15 protein-coding genes are annotated in these 14,116 nt (G+C 70.3%); 13 read left to right on the top strand and 2 right to left on the bottom strand.

The window, feature by feature from the left end:
• Positions 1 to 64: 64 nt before the first annotated feature.
• From ACF07N_RS08750 to ACF07N_RS08710, 9 genes are all read left to right on the top strand, one after another.
• Entirely contained in the window at positions 65 to 298 is a 234-nt protein-coding gene (locus ACF07N_RS08750) for a hypothetical protein (protein ID WP_362278375.1), read from the top strand.
• A complete protein-coding gene (locus ACF07N_RS08745) occupies positions 298 to 894 on the top strand; it encodes a pilus assembly protein TadG-related protein (protein WP_392111088.1) in 597 nt (198 codons plus the stop codon). The genes ACF07N_RS08750 and ACF07N_RS08745 overlap by 1 nt, the downstream gene beginning before the upstream one ends.
• Positions 895 to 925: 31 nt before the next feature.
• The gene (locus tag ACF07N_RS08740) at positions 926 to 1,507 is read left to right on the top strand and encodes a hypothetical protein (protein WP_392110009.1); all 582 of its coding nucleotides are present in this window, start codon (positions 926 to 928) and stop codon (positions 1,505 to 1,507) included.
• An 81-nt stretch (positions 1,508 to 1,588) separates the two neighbouring features.
• Entirely contained in the window at positions 1,589 to 2,170 is a 582-nt protein-coding gene (locus ACF07N_RS08735; RefSeq protein WP_392110006.1) for an OmpA family protein, read from the top strand.
• A 121-nt stretch (positions 2,171 to 2,291) separates the two neighbouring features.
• Positions 2,292 to 2,933 carry a hypothetical protein gene (locus ACF07N_RS08730; RefSeq protein ID WP_392110003.1) on the top strand — a complete coding sequence of 214 codons (642 nt, stop codon included), beginning with the start codon at positions 2,292 to 2,294 and terminating at the stop codon, positions 2,931 to 2,933.
• 83 nt (positions 2,934 to 3,016) lie between these two features.
• Entirely contained in the window at positions 3,017 to 3,658 is a 642-nt protein-coding gene (locus ACF07N_RS08725) for a class I SAM-dependent methyltransferase (protein ID WP_010031903.1), read from the top strand.
• A 64-nt stretch (positions 3,659 to 3,722) separates the two neighbouring features.
• Positions 3,723 to 4,531, top strand: a protein-coding gene (locus ACF07N_RS08720) for an IS5 family transposase (RefSeq protein ID WP_392109999.1) whose coding sequence is annotated in 2 segments (ribosomal slippage) — positions 3,723 to 4,062 and positions 4,062 to 4,531 — 810 coding nt in all. Because the reading frame shifts where the segments join, the coding sequence is not laid out codon by codon here.
• A gap of 276 nt (positions 4,532 to 4,807) precedes the next feature.
• On the top strand, positions 4,808 to 6,937 hold the full coding sequence (locus ACF07N_RS08715; RefSeq protein WP_392109996.1) for a hypothetical protein: 2,130 nt from the start codon (positions 4,808 to 4,810) through the stop codon (positions 6,935 to 6,937).
• The gene (locus ACF07N_RS08710; RefSeq protein ID WP_392109993.1) at positions 6,934 to 7,776 is read left to right on the top strand and encodes a hypothetical protein; all 843 of its coding nucleotides are present in this window, start codon (positions 6,934 to 6,936) and stop codon (positions 7,774 to 7,776) included. The genes ACF07N_RS08715 and ACF07N_RS08710 overlap by 4 nt, the downstream gene beginning before the upstream one ends.
• Before the next feature lie 67 nt (positions 7,777 to 7,843).
• Here the strand turns inward: ACF07N_RS08710 and ACF07N_RS08705 are convergent, their stop codons facing one another.
• Complete coding sequence (locus ACF07N_RS08705) at positions 7,844 to 8,233, bottom strand: DUF192 domain-containing protein (protein ID WP_392109990.1); 390 nt, start codon at positions 8,231 to 8,233, stop codon at positions 7,844 to 7,846.
• A 239-nt stretch (positions 8,234 to 8,472) separates the two neighbouring features.
• Here ACF07N_RS08705 and ACF07N_RS08700 point away from each other — a divergent pair, with 239 nt between their 5' ends.
• The 4 genes from ACF07N_RS08700 (at position 8,473) to ACF07N_RS08685 (ending at position 12,030) form a co-directional block, all read left to right on the top strand.
• Complete coding sequence (locus ACF07N_RS08700) at positions 8,473 to 9,132, top strand: hypothetical protein (protein ID WP_392109987.1); 660 nt, start codon at positions 8,473 to 8,475, stop codon at positions 9,130 to 9,132.
• Positions 9,133 to 9,140: 8 nt separating this feature from the next.
• On the top strand, positions 9,141 to 10,157 hold the full coding sequence (locus ACF07N_RS08695) for a hypothetical protein (protein ID WP_392109984.1): 1,017 nt from the start codon (positions 9,141 to 9,143) through the stop codon (positions 10,155 to 10,157).
• Positions 10,158 to 10,250: 93 nt separating this feature from the next.
• The gene (locus ACF07N_RS08690; RefSeq protein WP_392109981.1) at positions 10,251 to 11,132 is read left to right on the top strand and encodes an LLM class flavin-dependent oxidoreductase; all 882 of its coding nucleotides are present in this window, start codon (positions 10,251 to 10,253) and stop codon (positions 11,130 to 11,132) included.
• 73 nt (positions 11,133 to 11,205) lie between these two features.
• The gene (locus ACF07N_RS08685; RefSeq protein WP_392109978.1) at positions 11,206 to 12,030 is read left to right on the top strand and encodes a class I SAM-dependent methyltransferase; all 825 of its coding nucleotides are present in this window, start codon (positions 11,206 to 11,208) and stop codon (positions 12,028 to 12,030) included.
• A gap of 194 nt (positions 12,031 to 12,224) precedes the next feature.
• On the opposite strand, the gene ACF07N_RS08680 is transcribed toward ACF07N_RS08685, so the two are convergent.
• Complete coding sequence (locus ACF07N_RS08680; RefSeq protein ID WP_392109976.1) at positions 12,225 to 13,424, bottom strand: winged helix DNA-binding domain-containing protein; 1,200 nt, start codon at positions 13,422 to 13,424, stop codon at positions 12,225 to 12,227.
• Positions 13,425 to 14,116: the final 692 nt, after the last annotated feature.

The following is a 14,116-nucleotide window of genomic DNA, read 5'->3' as shown; positions in this document are numbered from 1 at the left end:
CAGCCTGTTCCGCCGTACGTTCCTCGTGCCGAAAGCGGCACAGCCGAACCCGGAGGGGAACACCATGAGCGACCTGATGCTGAAGACCGCCGTCGCGACCAAGGTCCGCGTGAACGGCTGGAAGAACACGACGGTACAGGCGATGCAGCGCCGCGCCGGCGACAAGGGGCAGACGGCGGTCGAGTACCTGGGCATCATCGCGGTGGTGGTGGCGATCGTGGTGCTGATCGCCTCGACGAACATCGGTCAGACGATCGTCGACAAACTGACCGCGCAGATCGCCAAGGTCGCCCCTTGATTCGACGTCGTACGTACGGCGACGCAGGGCAGGCTTTCCCCATCTACATCACGGTGGTGGGGGGCCTGCTCTTTCTCGCGTTCGCCTACTTTGCGGTCGGCCAGGCAGCTGCAAATCGGAACGGCGCCCAGACGGCAGCGGACGCGGCAGCCCTCGCGGCGGCTCAGGACCGACGGGAGGCACTCGCGGGCGCGTGGGTGCAGAACCTGCTGGACCCGAACAAATGGCAGGACATTTTCGAGGGCAACGCCGAGGGCATCGACCAGTCGTGCTGGCGCGCACACTCGCTTGCCGAGAAGAACGACGCCCGGGTGATCGACTGCACGGAGGGCCTGCTGCGCTTCACCGTCGAGGTCGAGACCAACAAGCCCGTCGGAGACTCGATCGTCCCTGGCACGGAGGAACGCAAATCGAATGCGTCTGCCACCGCCGTGATCGATGCACGCTGCGCGTTCAAGTTTCCTGCCGCTGACGCGGGTGAGAAGGTGCTGCCGAGGCTCTCCTGCAAGGGCGTGCACTGGGATCTGAAGCCGGACGATCCTCCTGAAGCCCTGCCGAAACCCGAAGATCTCTTCGACATCCATCTGGCCGACTGACAGCGAACGACGAGTTGAAGGAAGCAGAGTGATGAGCATTCGGTTCACTACGAAGGCCCGAAGGGGGCTGGTTGCGATGACCGTCGCGGCCGGATTGGCCCTCGGCGTGGCCGGCTGTGGCGGTGGTGGTGGCGACGACGAGAAGCCGAAGCCCTCGGCGTCCACCTCCGAGACCGGTGGGTCCAAGCCGAGTGCTCAGGAGGGACAGGCGAGTGAGCCTCTGGCCGAGGTGAAGGGGCCGAACGGTCTGCTCCTCCGTATCACCTCCGCCGTACGCGACTCCGGCGGATTCGTCACCGTCAGCGGCGATCTGAAGAACGACAGCTCCGAGGTCGTCGTCATTCCGGCGGCGCTGAGCGGCAATGAGACCGAGATCATCAACAACGGCAGGTCACTCGGCGGTGCCACTCTCGTCGATTCGAAGGGCAAGAAGCGTTACTACGTCTTGCGTGACACCGATGGGCGCCCGCTGACGACCACTGGTTTCTCGTCGATCAAACCGGGCGAAACGATCGACGTGTTCCTGCAGTTCCCGGCGCCACCGGCGGGCACGAATGACGTCAGCTTTCAGCTCCCGCTGTTCTCCAGCGCGGCTATCCAGATCTCCGGGTGAGGCCTCGTGACCACCCGCACCCACATCTCTCCGCGAACGGCGGTGTCCCGCTCAGCCTTTTCGCTCACCGTCGTATCGATCATGGTGGCGACCAGTGTTTTCGGAGCGGTGACGGCCCACGCCGATGAAGGACCCAGCGTCCCACCCGGAACCGAACCCTCCGCCGCTGCCCCCGTCAAGGTCGACGCCAACGACCCCGATCTGAAGATTCCGGAAGGCGCCACCCTCGCCACCCCCAAAGTCCTCGACATCAAACAGGTCGTAGAAGACCAGAGCGGCGACGAACGCCGCGAGGACACCAACGCCGACGTCAAGTTCGCCCTCCAGGCCGAGGTCCTCTTCGGCAAGGACAGTGCGAAACTCAGCGCCCAGTCGAAGGCCCGCATCTCCGCGATCGCCGAGGAGATCAAAGCCCAGAACGCCACGAAGATCCGTGTCTTCGGGTTCACCGACAACCTCGGTTCCTCCGCCCATGGCGACGTCCTGTCCCGGCAACGCGCCGACGCCGTACAGAACGTCCTCGACCAGGAACTGACCGACGCCAACGTCACGTACGAGGTCCGCGGCTACGGCGAGCAGTACCCGATCGCCGACAACTCCACGGAATCGGGCCGCAAGAAGAACCGCCGGGTGGAGGTCTCTTTTCCCCGGTCGGATAGCTGACGGGCGAAGGACCCGGACCGAGGGGAACGGAGAGGCCTCGGTGGGGATGCGTCCGAGCCGCACACTGCCGAGCTGGACTGCCAAGGCCGGAGTCGGCAGTGTGCGCGAGCTGGGAGTAGGGATGAGTGAACGCGACACGGAGCCGAGCGCCGAGGAGACGTGGGACCCACAGGTCACACGCTGGCACTTTCCCGAGGGGGACTATGTCCTGCCCCACGCAATGCGGTCCCTCCCGCAGCCCTGGGACGCGAGCGAGTGGATGCGGATCGCAGAACTGCCGCGCACTGACGAGCGACTGTCGGAAGCGCGGAGTGTACTGACCGTTCTCCTGGAAAGCCCGGACCTGTCACCACCCGTGCCTCAACCGCCTCCCCCGGGCTTGATGCTGCACGTGTGGGAGGAGTTTCATCAGGCCGTCGGACAGCGCATGCCTCGCACAGGTGACGTGACATGGGCCGGAGTGGAGGAGTTGGTCCGCGCCTGGCATGGACGCCCGCATCTGGATCCGCTGCGACAGCATGTCGTACGGCACGTGGAAGCGGCGATGCTGGCCTTGATTCCATCGCTGCGTGACGATATCGCCGACTCGGTGTTCCGCTGGCTGGCTCTCGACTCCGACCCACGCCGCTTCGCCGGTTGGGCCGTGAGCTTGGCCGAGCGCTGCGTGGTGGAGGATCTCGGCGCCGACTCGGCCGTCAAATTGCTCGGTGCGATGGCGGATCCAGAGAGCAGGGCGGCACTGCGTCGTCTGTCGGCTAACTGATCGTTTCAATATGAGATGCGCAGGCTGCGGTGGCACATCGGGCTGCCAGCAAGGTCGAGCAGATATGGACTAGCGTGTCGGCCATGTGGACGGACGACTGGTTGGCCGACACCCGAACCTCCTACGACACGGCCGCGGTTGGCTACGCCGACTACGTGCGCGATGCCATCGACCGGCTTCAGTACCTGCGTGCGGCTCTGGCGTTGTTCGCCGAAAGTGTGCGTGCCGCGGGCGGCGGACCGGTGGCAGACATCGGCTGCGGCCCCGGTCACGTCACTGGCCACCTTCACACTCTCGGCGTCGACGCCTTCGGCATCGACCTTTCTCCCGGAATGGTCGCGGTTGCCCGGCGCGACCATCCCGGCCTGCGGTTCGAGGTGGGCTCGATGACGGACCTGGACCTCCCTGACGCCTCGGTCGCCGGATTACTGGCCTGGCAGTCGTTGATCCACATCCCCGATGATGAGGTGCCGTCTGTGATCGGGCACTTCCATCGGGCACTGCGGCCGGGCGGACCGCTGCAGCTCCTGTTCCACGTCGGCGACGAATCACGACTGAAGACCGAGGGCTACGGCGGCCACCCGATGAAGGTCCATGTCCACCGTCGTCAGCCGAGCCAGGTGGCCGCGTGGCTGCGCGACGCTGGATTTGAGGTCGAGGCCCAGATGCTGCTTGCCCCCGAAGAGAAAGCATCGCAAGCGATTCTTTTCGCACGGCGTAGCTGATCGTTGAACAGCACGTTGCGCTGCGGGTCTTGTGTCAGGCGACCTTGGTCGACAGGCTGTCCGCGTGCGTGCTGCTCTTGTTCCTGACGACCTGTGGGAGCGGGTGGCTCCGCTGTTGCCGCCCGCTCCCGAGCGGCGGCACCGCTACCCGGACAGACTGCGTGTTCCCGATCGTGCGGCCCTCGCCGGTGTCATGTACGTGTTGCGGACGGGCGTCGCCTGGCGCGACGTCCCCGCGGAGACCGTTGGCTGTTCCGGGGTGACGGCCTGGCGCCGGCTGCGGGACTGGACGGAGGCCGGCGTGTGGCCCCGTCTGCACGCCACCTTGTTGACCGAGCTGCGTCGCGCCGACCTGCTGGACTTGGACGACTGCGCTGTAGACGGTTCGCATGTCCGGGCGCTCAAAGGGGGGATCACGTCGGGCCGTCGCCTGTTGACCGCGCCCGTCCCGGTTCCAAACATCACCTGATCGTCGACCGTCACGGCCCACCGCTTGGCGTCAGGCTGACCGGCGGGAACCGGCACGACGCCACCCAGCTCCTGCCGCTGCTGGAAGCAGTCCCATCGATTCGTGGCCTCCGGGGACGACCTCGCCGTAGACCCCACCGCCTGTATGCCGACCGGGGCTACGATTTCGACAAGTACCGCCGCCTGCTCTGGAAGCGTGGCATCAAGCCGATGATCGCCCGCCGCGGCGTCGCCCACGGTTCCGGGCTGGGTAAAGTGCGCTGGGTGGTCGAACGCGCCTTCGCCTGGCTGCACCAGTTCGAACGACTTCGCATCCGCTATGAACGACGGGCCGATCTCCACCTGGGTCTGCTCGAACTGGCCTGCAGCATCATCTGCCTCCGTCGCCTGCGAACCTCATTCTGAAACGATCAGTAAGCCGGTCGGCCCGGCCACCTGGGAAAACGCCGGAGTTGCACGGAGTGCACTCTTCGACATGGTCAGCCACGGAACGATGTCTTGATACCGAGCGGCGCTCCGTTCGGTTTGGGCCCCGATTTGGGGCCACGGGCCCATCCCGTCCCGCATGGCCCTCCCTAATCTCGGGCCGTGTCGTAGACCGAGGGCGGAGGTGGGGGTATGACCTCGATCAGAGGAGTTACCGGCTCCGGCCGACCATCGGCCCACGGGGGGCGCCAGCCGATGCCCGGCTCGCTGGCGACCGCGCTGGTCCTCGTCCACACCCTCTTCGCCGTCACGGTCCTGGGCGGACTCGGCGTCCTGTTCACCGCGTCCTCGTACGACGCCGTCGACGGCGGCCTGCTCGCCCTCACCGCCTACGCCGCGGCCCCCGGCGTCCTCGGCTGGTGGCTCGCCCGGCGCACCTGGCAGGGCGGCAACAGGGTCCTGGCCGGCCTCGTCGCCGTTCAGGCCTGGCTGGTCGCCGGCTCGATATCCAACATCGCGGACGGATCACCCCGCGGCTTCACCCAGCTTTTCCTCCCCCTCCTCGTGCTCTACTTCCTCACCCGCGAGGACAGCCGCGCCTGGTACCGCCTCCCGGCCCCGGACCGCGCCGCACGCCGCCCCTTCTCCCTGCCCCGGATGATCGGCTGGCGGCGCGACGAGGGCCAGACGGCGGTGGAGTACGCGGGGCTCATCGCCATCGTCGTGGCGATCATCGCCGCACTGCTGGTCAGCGGCCTGGGCACGCAGATCCAGAGCGGGCTCCAAGCGGCGGTCTGCAAGGTCACCGGCACGGCCTGCCCGTCCCCGGCCGCCGCCGACGGCGATGGCGAGGGCGACACGGACGTCACGGCCACCCGCCCGGACAGGGCGGACGCTGCGGAGACCGGGCCCGACGCCGACGGAGGCGTCCAGCCCGAAGGCCGAGGAGAGCCCGAGAACAACGGCGACAGGCAGAACAAGGGCAAGGGCACGGACGAGGAAGACGAAGACGGAGACGAGCACAAAGGCGAAGACGACCACAAAGGCCAGGACGACCACAAAGGCGAAGACGCGGACGGCAAGGGCGACGACGGCTGCTTCTCCGGCGTAGGCGCCTTCTTCGGCTGCACCGGCGACCAGTTGAAGCAGGTCGGCGAGGGCCTCGTCGTCGACGGCATCGGCGGTGACCTCAAGGGCATGTGGGACACCGTCACCCACCCCCTCGACACCCTGGACGGCCTGAAGGACTACGGCGGCGTCATCGCCGACCAGTGGTCGCAGGACGCCAAGGACGCCGGGGACAAGTGGGCCGACGGCGACTACTGGGACGCGCTCACCGACTGGGGCGGCGCGACGGTGAACTCGGGCGGCAAAATTCTCGACGACGTGTTCATCGGGCAGGACGTCCGCGACCAGTGGAACCAGGGCAACGAGACCCGCGCCGTCACCACGGTCGTGTGGAACGTCGGTTCCCTCTTCATCCCCGGCTACGGCGAGGCCAAGCTCGCCGGAAAGCTCGGCAAACTGGGCAAGCTCGGGAAGCTGGGCGATCTGGGCAAGCTCACCGAGAAGGCGGCCGACGCGGCGGAGGACGCGGGGAAGGCCGCCAGGGCGGGCGACGTCAAGGGCGCCGAGAAGGCCGCCAAGGAGGCCGACGAGGCCGCGGACGAGGCCGAGGAGAAGGCTCGCGCATCCGGTTGCACCATCGCCGCCCCGCCCCGCAGGACCCCGTACGGCGGAACCGGGCCGCAACCGGGGCCCCTCACCGGCTCGTCCGGCACCGGCACCACGGTCCTGGCGGCCGGCCGCTCCGCCGCACCGGTCGTGGCGCGAGCCGAGGAAGGCTGTGACGAGGAGGCCAAGCAGCAGGCCGAGAAAGCCCGTCGGCACGCGAACGAGGCGGACGAGGCAGCAAAGGGAGCAGGGCGGCAGAGCAGACCGGTCGGGGAATGGCGTGCCAGAGACGACATCTCCGGCCCCGCGCGCGGCAAGGTGCTGAAGTTCCCGAACAAGCGCCACACTGTCAGTGGAGCCGCCAGCGGACAGGTGAAGGAGCGCAACACGGTGATCCTCAGAGGCAACGAGGACTTGGTCCGTGCCGATATCGAGGGAATCGCGAACGGTCGTGCCACCCTCTCGGGCGACGGGAACACCTACGAGATCAACGGCCGCACGTACGAGGTCGAGGGCAACGGAACGGTCTTCCCGAAGTCAGGACCTGGCCTGGTGGCGATGGACCGCATCGAGTACGCGGCGCTGAAGGAGATCGCGCGCAACAAGGGCGACGTGAGCAAGTCCCAGCAACTGCAGCGCGACCCGAAATTCGTCGACAATCCGGCGAAGGTCGAGAAGGCGAAGGCGGTCTACGACGGGACGTACCAGTGATCGCGAACCTCTTCACCGTCGCGGACGTGGAGTCACCGCGCCTGCGAGAGGCCCTGACCGGCCTGCTGGCCGTCCCTCCCGAGGCCGTCGACGTGGCTGACGCCGACGGCGACCAGGAAGGCCGGGACTGGCAGGCCCCCGTGCTGTGCACCTGGCGCCGCCTGCCGCCCGGCGACCTCTCACTCGAACTGGACATCACCGTCCGGGACGGCACCGCCGCGGCCCTCACGGAGAAGGACCTGGCACGGGGCCTGGCGGCCGTAACGGGTGGGTCCGTGCTGCATCCCTCGGAGCTGGACCTGCCGAGCGCCTACTGGGTCGCCGTACCGGACGGACGCTCCGTCAGGTGCCGCCTGGAGGCGGTCGACCTCCCCGACGACACGGCCTACCGGGTGGACGCGGCCGAGGAGGCGATCCCCGACCTTCCCGGGGTGAGGGTGGAGGTCCTCCCTGAGATCCTCGACCGGCAGACCGTGGACACCCCGGTCTCCGACGTCTTCCTCGCGGCCTTCCCCCCGGGCACGGCGGGGAGCACCGCAGGCCATGTGCACCACGACCTGCGCGTGTGGGAACGGCTGGTCCGCCGGCTGGAGACGGACTGGGCCCCGTCCGGGCGCTACAGGCAGGACCTGTTCCGCCGCGACCTGGAGGCCCGCGACGCGCTGGAACGCCTCGTCGGGGAGGTGGGGGAGACGTACGCCGACGCCCTGCGGCGGGCCGTGACCCGGCTGGACGACGTCTACACCGAGCACACGGACCCCGCACGGGACGGAGCCGGGGGAGCGGGGGCGGCGGGACGCTGGTGGTGGCACCGGGTGCCCCGCCGGACTCCCTGGTGACGCCGCGTCACGGCGGGGGCGGTGCCGGGCCCGGAGTGGTCGGAGCCGCAGCCGGGAGCCGGGACGCCTACCCGGTGGCGGTCGCCGCGACGACGACCTCCATGCGCGTGCCCTTCCGCACCCCCCACTCCCGCATCGCCCCGGCAGCCGCTTCCACCACGTGACGCGCCCGGAGCCGCGGCATGCCCAGCCGTCCGGGCCGCATGGTCCGCACGGCGATGACCCTCAGTTCGCGGTCGAGATAGGCGACATCGATCGGCATGCGCATCCGGAAGGTGTGCACGCTGCTGGCGGGGGAGAGCAGGATCGCCCCGTCGACGGCGTCCCGCCCCAACAGCCCCTTGGTCCGGGCCCGGTAGGAAGCGGCGATCTCCAACGGCACGCGGATGCCGGGGCCTTCCCCCTCCTCACCGCGCACGATCAACTCTCCCTGCCCGTCTCGCCACTTGCGCCCCACCCGAGCCCCCTTCCGCTGCCGAAGACACGCGCCGCGGTCCATCCGACAGAACGGGACCCGTGTGCTCCTGAAAACGGAGTGGCGTGTTATGCAACCGTTACGGCTGGAACCGGTCGGCCCGTCACCGATTCCTCCCCATACACCCCACCCCTTCACAAGGTTCACGCTGGTGCGGCCCCACCCCGCTGGATAACTTTGGTTCGCTCAAGAGAAGCCTCGCCTCTGACCGGGAGCCGACCGTGAACCGCCGCCCCACCCTCCTCGCAGCGCTCACGCTGACCGCCGCTGCGGCCCTGACGCTGTCCGCGTGCGGCAGCGACGACAGCTCCGAGGCCAAAGCCAACGACAAGATCGCGGGGGCCGACACCGGGGACTCGGCGTCGGCCTCCGCTGACGCGTCCGCTCCGGCCGACGCCGGACGGCCGAAGATCGACCTGCCGTCCGACCTCTCCTACACCTTCGACTGGCCCAGGACCGGGGACAAGGAGAAGGACGCGATCCTGGCCGACAGCGAGCAGTCGATCAAGGCCGTCGATCTGGCGATCGTCAACCAGAACGCGCTCGACAAGCCGTACCTCTACTACTACGAGGGAGAGGCGGCCGCCTCCACGCAGAAGTTCATCCAGAACTACGTGGACCACAAGGCCGCCATCACCGGTGCCTACCGCTTCTACGCCCCCCAGGTGGCGGTCGACAAGGACGGCACGGCGTCCTTCAGCTACTGCGAGGACCAGGGCAAGGCCTACGTGAAGTACCTCAAGAACGACGAGGTGAAGAAGACCCCGGTCACGGCCAAGAGCTACGTCGTCTACCACACGTCGCTCAAGAAGAACGACAAGGGTGTCTGGGTGGTCCAGAAGATGGTCTCGCAGAGTGGGAGCCCGAAGTGCCAGCCGTGAAGGGGAGCTTGAGGAAGCTCACGGTGGTCACCGCCACGGCGTGCTGGTCACTCCTGGCACTTCCCGGCGGCGTGGCGCATGCCGACGACACCCTGGGCGGCGCCACCCAGGGCACCAACCAGGAAGCCGCCACCGGCGACGACGGCACTGTCTCCGTCACCGTCGGCGGCGTCGTCTTCGACCGCTCGAAGAACGGCAGCGGCAACTCCGCCGGCGCGCTCACGTCCGCCACGTCCTGGACGCCACCGCCCTGCTGGTACGCCCCCAAGTACACGCCGGAGCAGCTCCAGAAGGAGCTGGAGCCCATCTGGGAGGCCGGTTCGACGGGGTACGAGTGGGACGCGGAACAGCGCGACCGTTACGTCAACGGCAAGCCGTACAAGGACTTCAACAAGGACAAGACCGGCAAGGGCTACTTCTGGGACTCGTTCGTCGACGAGGACTTCCCCCCGGGCTGGGATTCCTGCGAGGAACCCCCGTTCTGGGTCGACCAGGGCGACCCGCCGCCCGCGAACATCGACAACGCCGTCACCCCGGAGATCCTCGCCGAACTCGCCTACGCCGAGATCCGCGTCCCGGGCACCGAGGTGACCCTGGCCCCCGCCGAAGCGACCAAGGTCAACCTGCCGACCTGGGCGTGGCTGGACGCCGCCGACTTCAAGCCGGTCTCCGTCACCGCGTCCGTACCGGTGATCGGCATCAGCGCGACGGCCACGGCCGAGCCGGTGTCGCTCAGGATCGAACCCGGTACCGAGGACGCCGTGACCTATCCCGCCTCCGGCGTCTGCCAGATCGTCGACGGCCGCATCGGCGAGCCCTACGCCAAGGGCAAGGCGAACCGGACCCCACCGTGCGGAGTGCGTTACCTGCGCTCCTCCGGCGACGGCACGTACCCCCTCCGGGCCACGGTCACCTGGAAGATCGAGTGGACCGGCACCGGCGGAGCGGGCGGCGACCTGCCCGACGGCACCTTCGGCGCCACCCAGGACGTCGTCGTGCAGGAGATCCAGGCCGTCAACCGCTGACACCCCGTCCGCCCGTCCGCCCGTCCGTCCGCCTGCCGGGCGGAGCGGCGAAACGGGGTGTCCGGGGGCCGAGGAGCCGGGTAGGAAGGCCGCATGACCACACTCGGCGCCGTCTTCCGCCCCCAACTCGCCCCCGAACGCCTGCGTTCCGTCTGCCAGGTCGCGGACTCCTCAGGACTCGAACAGCTCTGGCTCTGGGAGGACTGCTTCCGCGAGGGCGGCATCTCCACCGCCGCGGCCGCCCTCGCCTGGACCGAGCGGGTGCGGGTCGGTGTCGGGCTGCTGCCCGTGCCCTTGCGGAACGTCGCCGTCACCGCCATGGAGGTCGCCTCGCTGCACCGCATGTTCCCGGGGCGGCCCGTCGTCGGTGTCGGGCACGGCGTGCAGGACTGGATGGAGCAGGTCGGTGCCCGGGCCGAGTCGCCGGTCACGCTGTTGCGGGAGTACCTCGTCGCCCTGCGGGCCCTGCTGGCCGGGGAGCGGGTCACCACCGACGGGCGGTACGTCAGGCTCGACGACGTCGCTCTCGACTGGCCTCCCGAGGCGCCCGGTGCGCAGGTGCTCGCCGGGGCCACCGGGCCCCGTTCGCTGCGGCTCAGCGGCGAGGCCGCCGACGGCACCATCCTCACCGCCCTCACCAGCGCCGACGGCGTGCGCACCGCGCGGAAGCTCGTCGACGAGGGGCGCCGGGCCGCCGGCGGCCGTGCCGCCGAGCCGCATTCCGTCGTCGTCTACCTCCTCGCCGCGACCGGGCCCGACGCCGCTGCCCGGCTGCGCGCCGAACTGGCCGCCGAAGGGGTGGAGTCCGTCCCGGGCCTCGGGGCCGCCGGGGACGCCGGTGCCGTGGCCGAGGCCGTCGAGCGGCTGGCGGAGGCCGGGGCCGACACGGTGGTGCTCCAGCCGACCGGGGACGAGCCCGACCCGGAGGGCTTCGTGCGGTTCGTGGCCGAGGAGGTGCGCCCCCTGGTCTCGTAGGCCGGGCCCGCTCGCCGGAGGCCCCTGCCGAAAATGCCGCGCGTCCCGGCTCGTGTCCTGCCACCATCCGGGGATGGCCGCAGACCACCGCACCACGCCCTCCGCCCGGGACACCACCTACGAGGCCCTCGTCGCGGAAGGCGCTCGCGTACCGACGGAAGGCTGGGACTTCTCCTGGTTCGAAGGTCGGGCCACCGAGGCGCGCCCCTCCTGGGGGTACGCCGTGTCGATGGCCGAGCGGCTGAGCCGGGCGAGCGCCGCGCTCGACGTGCAGACGGGGGGCGGGGAGGTGCTCGGCTTCGCCCTGGGCAGGGCCGGCCGGCGGCCCCCGCTCACCGTCGCGACCGAGGGGTGGCCGCCGAACGTCGCCAAGGCCACCGCCCTGCTCCGGCCATACGGCGTCGCCGTCGTGGCCGTGGCCGAGGACGACCCGCTGCCCTTCGCCGACGGCGCCTTCGACCTGGTCGTCAGCCGTCACCCGGTCCGCCCGCACTGGGAGGAGATCGCCCGTGTGCTGCGGCCGGGCGGGACGTACTTCGCCCAGCACGTCGGCCCGGCCAGCGTGTTCGAACTCGTCGAGCACTTCCTCGGCCCCCAGCCGGAGGAGGTGCGCGGCGCCCGCGATCCCGAGCGGGAACGGGCCGACGCCGAGGCCGCCGGGCTGGACGTCGTCGATCTGCAAGCCGAGCGGCTGCGGATGGAGTTCCACGACATCGGCGCGGTCGTGCACTTCCTGCGCAAGGTGGTGTGGATGGTTCCCGGCTTCACCGTCGAGGCGTACGAGCCGCGGCTGCGGGCCCTGCACGAGCGCATCCGGGCCGACGGGCCCTTCGTCGCACACAGCACCCGCCACCTCGTCGAGGCCCGCAAGCCGGAGCCGTCCGCCCGGCCGGCGTGACCGCACCCCCCGCCCGGCGTAGATCGCACCTCCCCGCCCGGCCGGCGTGACCGTGCCGCCCGCCCGCCCGGCGCCCGCGCCCCCGCCCGGCGTAGATCGCACCCCCCCGCCCGGCCGGCGGGACCGCACCCCCCCCGCCCGGCCTGTCCCCCCGGTCTGTCCCCCCGGCCCGGCACCCCGCCCCGGAGCGCTGATCAGGCGTGCGGTCCCACCTCGACCTTCCCCAGCACCAACTCCGCCGTCGCCTCCAGCACCTCACCCACCCGCTCCGCCTGCTCGCCCAGTTCGCGGCGCTGCCGAGCCGTCAGCGGGACGAGCGGCTCGACCGTGACGGTCGTGCGGCGGCCCCGGCGCCGCTGGTGCCACACCCCGGCCACCACGCCGTCGACGAGCAGGACGGGGTGGTTGCCGGCCTGGCCGCCGGCCAGGGCGCGTCGGTACGCCTCCCCGGGGAACAGCCGCTCCCTGGGCTGCCCGGCGACGACGTACGCGTCGAAGTAGGGCAGCAACCGCACACCCCGCGCGGGCCCCTCGGGGAACTCGGTGTCACCGGCCGCCACCCAGGCCGGGGCGCCCTCGAAGGCGACCTCCTCGACGGCGCCCGCCGCCGCCATCTCCCGGAACAGGCCCGTGGCCCAGCCGGCCGGGGCCGCGAGCCACCGCGCGAAGTGCGCCGGGGTCGCCGGCCCGTACGCGCGCAGGTAACGGCGGACGAAGGCGAACAGCGCGTTCCGCGTCCCGGGGTCCTCCCGCCCGGCGGGGGCAGCCCCCAGCGGCGGACGCGTGTACGTCGCCTTCCGCCCGCGGTTCGGGCCGAAGCACAACGTCCCCGCCCAGCCCGCCCGGTGCATGACCTGCCGCCAGCGCGGCCACATGTCCTGGAAGGCCGGCATCACCCGGTCGCCCGCCCATGGACCCGTGCGGGCGACGACCTCCTCGGTCAGCTCGTCGAGCGTCAGGCACCTGCCCTGCAAAGCGTCGCCGATCGCCGCCAGCACCTGGCCGGTCTGCTCGTCGGTGAGCCGCACCCCGGGCGGGAAGGGGCTCGGGCCGGCCGGGACGGCGGTCAACGCCGCCGACCAGAGGGGGAGTTCGTGTGCCGGGAGCAGATGGACCGTGCCGCGCGGGCCGTAGGTCTTGACGAGGGTCCGTGACTGCCAGAGCGCGGACCGCACGTCCGCCCGGGTCAGCCCGCCCGCCGTCCGCGTCCCGACCGAGAGCTCGGCGGCGGAGAGCACCTGCGCGTGCGCCCCCCGCATCGCGGCCACCACGTCCGCGATCACGTCCCCGCTCGTGGCGCCGTCCGCGCCGGCCGGTGCCGGTCCGGCCAGAAACTGCCGCCTCGCCCGCCGGGCGGCGGCGGCGTCCCAGGTGATGCTCACCGTCGTCGTCATGAGCCGACCGTAGGAGAGAAAGAGGACAGATTCTGTCCTCTTCGGCGGGCGGGGCGCGTCACCGGCCTCACTCACCTCTCGTGCGCATCATCCGTCGAGGGTTTTCACATCGTTATCGACCCCGGCTCGCTTCCGAGGTGGCCCATCGCGTAAGTTCGGACCAAGGTAATTCGCGTGAGCAAAGCTGCGCGGGCGGTACCGCGCAGTGGAGGGGGCTGCGCGGTGCCATGGCCTCCTCGGGGTGAGGCCCAGGGGTGCCGACGGGTCGGTCAAGCGGGCGTTCGCCGTCCGGTTCACCCGTCAGGGGGATGGCCGGACAAGTCGCCGAGCCGGTCCCACAACGCGGCAAATCCTCCGGATCCTGTCCCAGGTCGCCCGATTCCCCTGCGTACAGGCCGTGTTTCGGCCATGCGCAAGCCGTGAACGACAGGTTCCGCGGTCATCTCGGCGTCGCCGGACGGTTCCGGAGAGTAGTTGTGGCACGCCGATGCACGCAGCATCACTTACGAAGGGTTATGGTGGAAACCCCCCCTCGGGCCGGTCCGTCTCCCCCCCACGGACCGGCCCGTTTTTCTGTCCCCGCCCCGCGGCTCGAAGCAGCGGCCGGAACCTTGCGTTCCGCACCCGTGGGCGGCCCAGGGCCCCAGCGGGGGTAGGCTTCGCCTCCGGGGACTGCCATACGGGCGGGGACC

Source organism: Streptomyces sp. NPDC015242, from assembly GCF_043079125.1.
Lineage (GTDB): Bacteria > Actinomycetota > Actinomycetes > Streptomycetales > Streptomycetaceae > Streptomyces.
The sequence above is the reverse complement of the archived record's forward strand: the minus strand, read 5'-3'. Positions and strand labels throughout refer to the sequence as shown.

What these genes read in the sequence shown, in the direction of transcription:
- ACF07N_RS08740 (WP_392110009.1), top strand. Translation starts at nt 926, where the DNA reads ATGAGCATTCGGTTCACTACGAAGGCCCGAAGGGGGCTGGTTGCGATG.
- ACF07N_RS08680 (WP_392109976.1), bottom strand. Translation starts at nt 13,424, where the DNA reads ATGACGACGACGGTGAGCATCACCTGGGACGCCGCCGCCGCCCGGCGG.
- ACF07N_RS08735 (WP_392110006.1), top strand. Translation starts at nt 1,589, where the DNA reads ATGGTGGCGACCAGTGTTTTCGGAGCGGTGACGGCCCACGCCGATGAA.
- ACF07N_RS08685 (WP_392109978.1), top strand. Translation starts at nt 11,206, where the DNA reads ATGGCCGCAGACCACCGCACCACGCCCTCCGCCCGGGACACCACCTAC.
- ACF07N_RS08750 (WP_362278375.1), top strand. Translation starts at nt 65, where the DNA reads ATGAGCGACCTGATGCTGAAGACCGCCGTCGCGACCAAGGTCCGCGTG.
- ACF07N_RS08715 (WP_392109996.1), top strand. Translation starts at nt 4,808, where the DNA reads ATGCCCGGCTCGCTGGCGACCGCGCTGGTCCTCGTCCACACCCTCTTC.
- ACF07N_RS08730 (WP_392110003.1), top strand. Translation starts at nt 2,292, where the DNA reads ATGAGTGAACGCGACACGGAGCCGAGCGCCGAGGAGACGTGGGACCCA.
- ACF07N_RS08725 (WP_010031903.1), top strand. Translation starts at nt 3,017, where the DNA reads ATGTGGACGGACGACTGGTTGGCCGACACCCGAACCTCCTACGACACG.
- ACF07N_RS08690 (WP_392109981.1), top strand. Translation starts at nt 10,251, where the DNA reads ATGACCACACTCGGCGCCGTCTTCCGCCCCCAACTCGCCCCCGAACGC.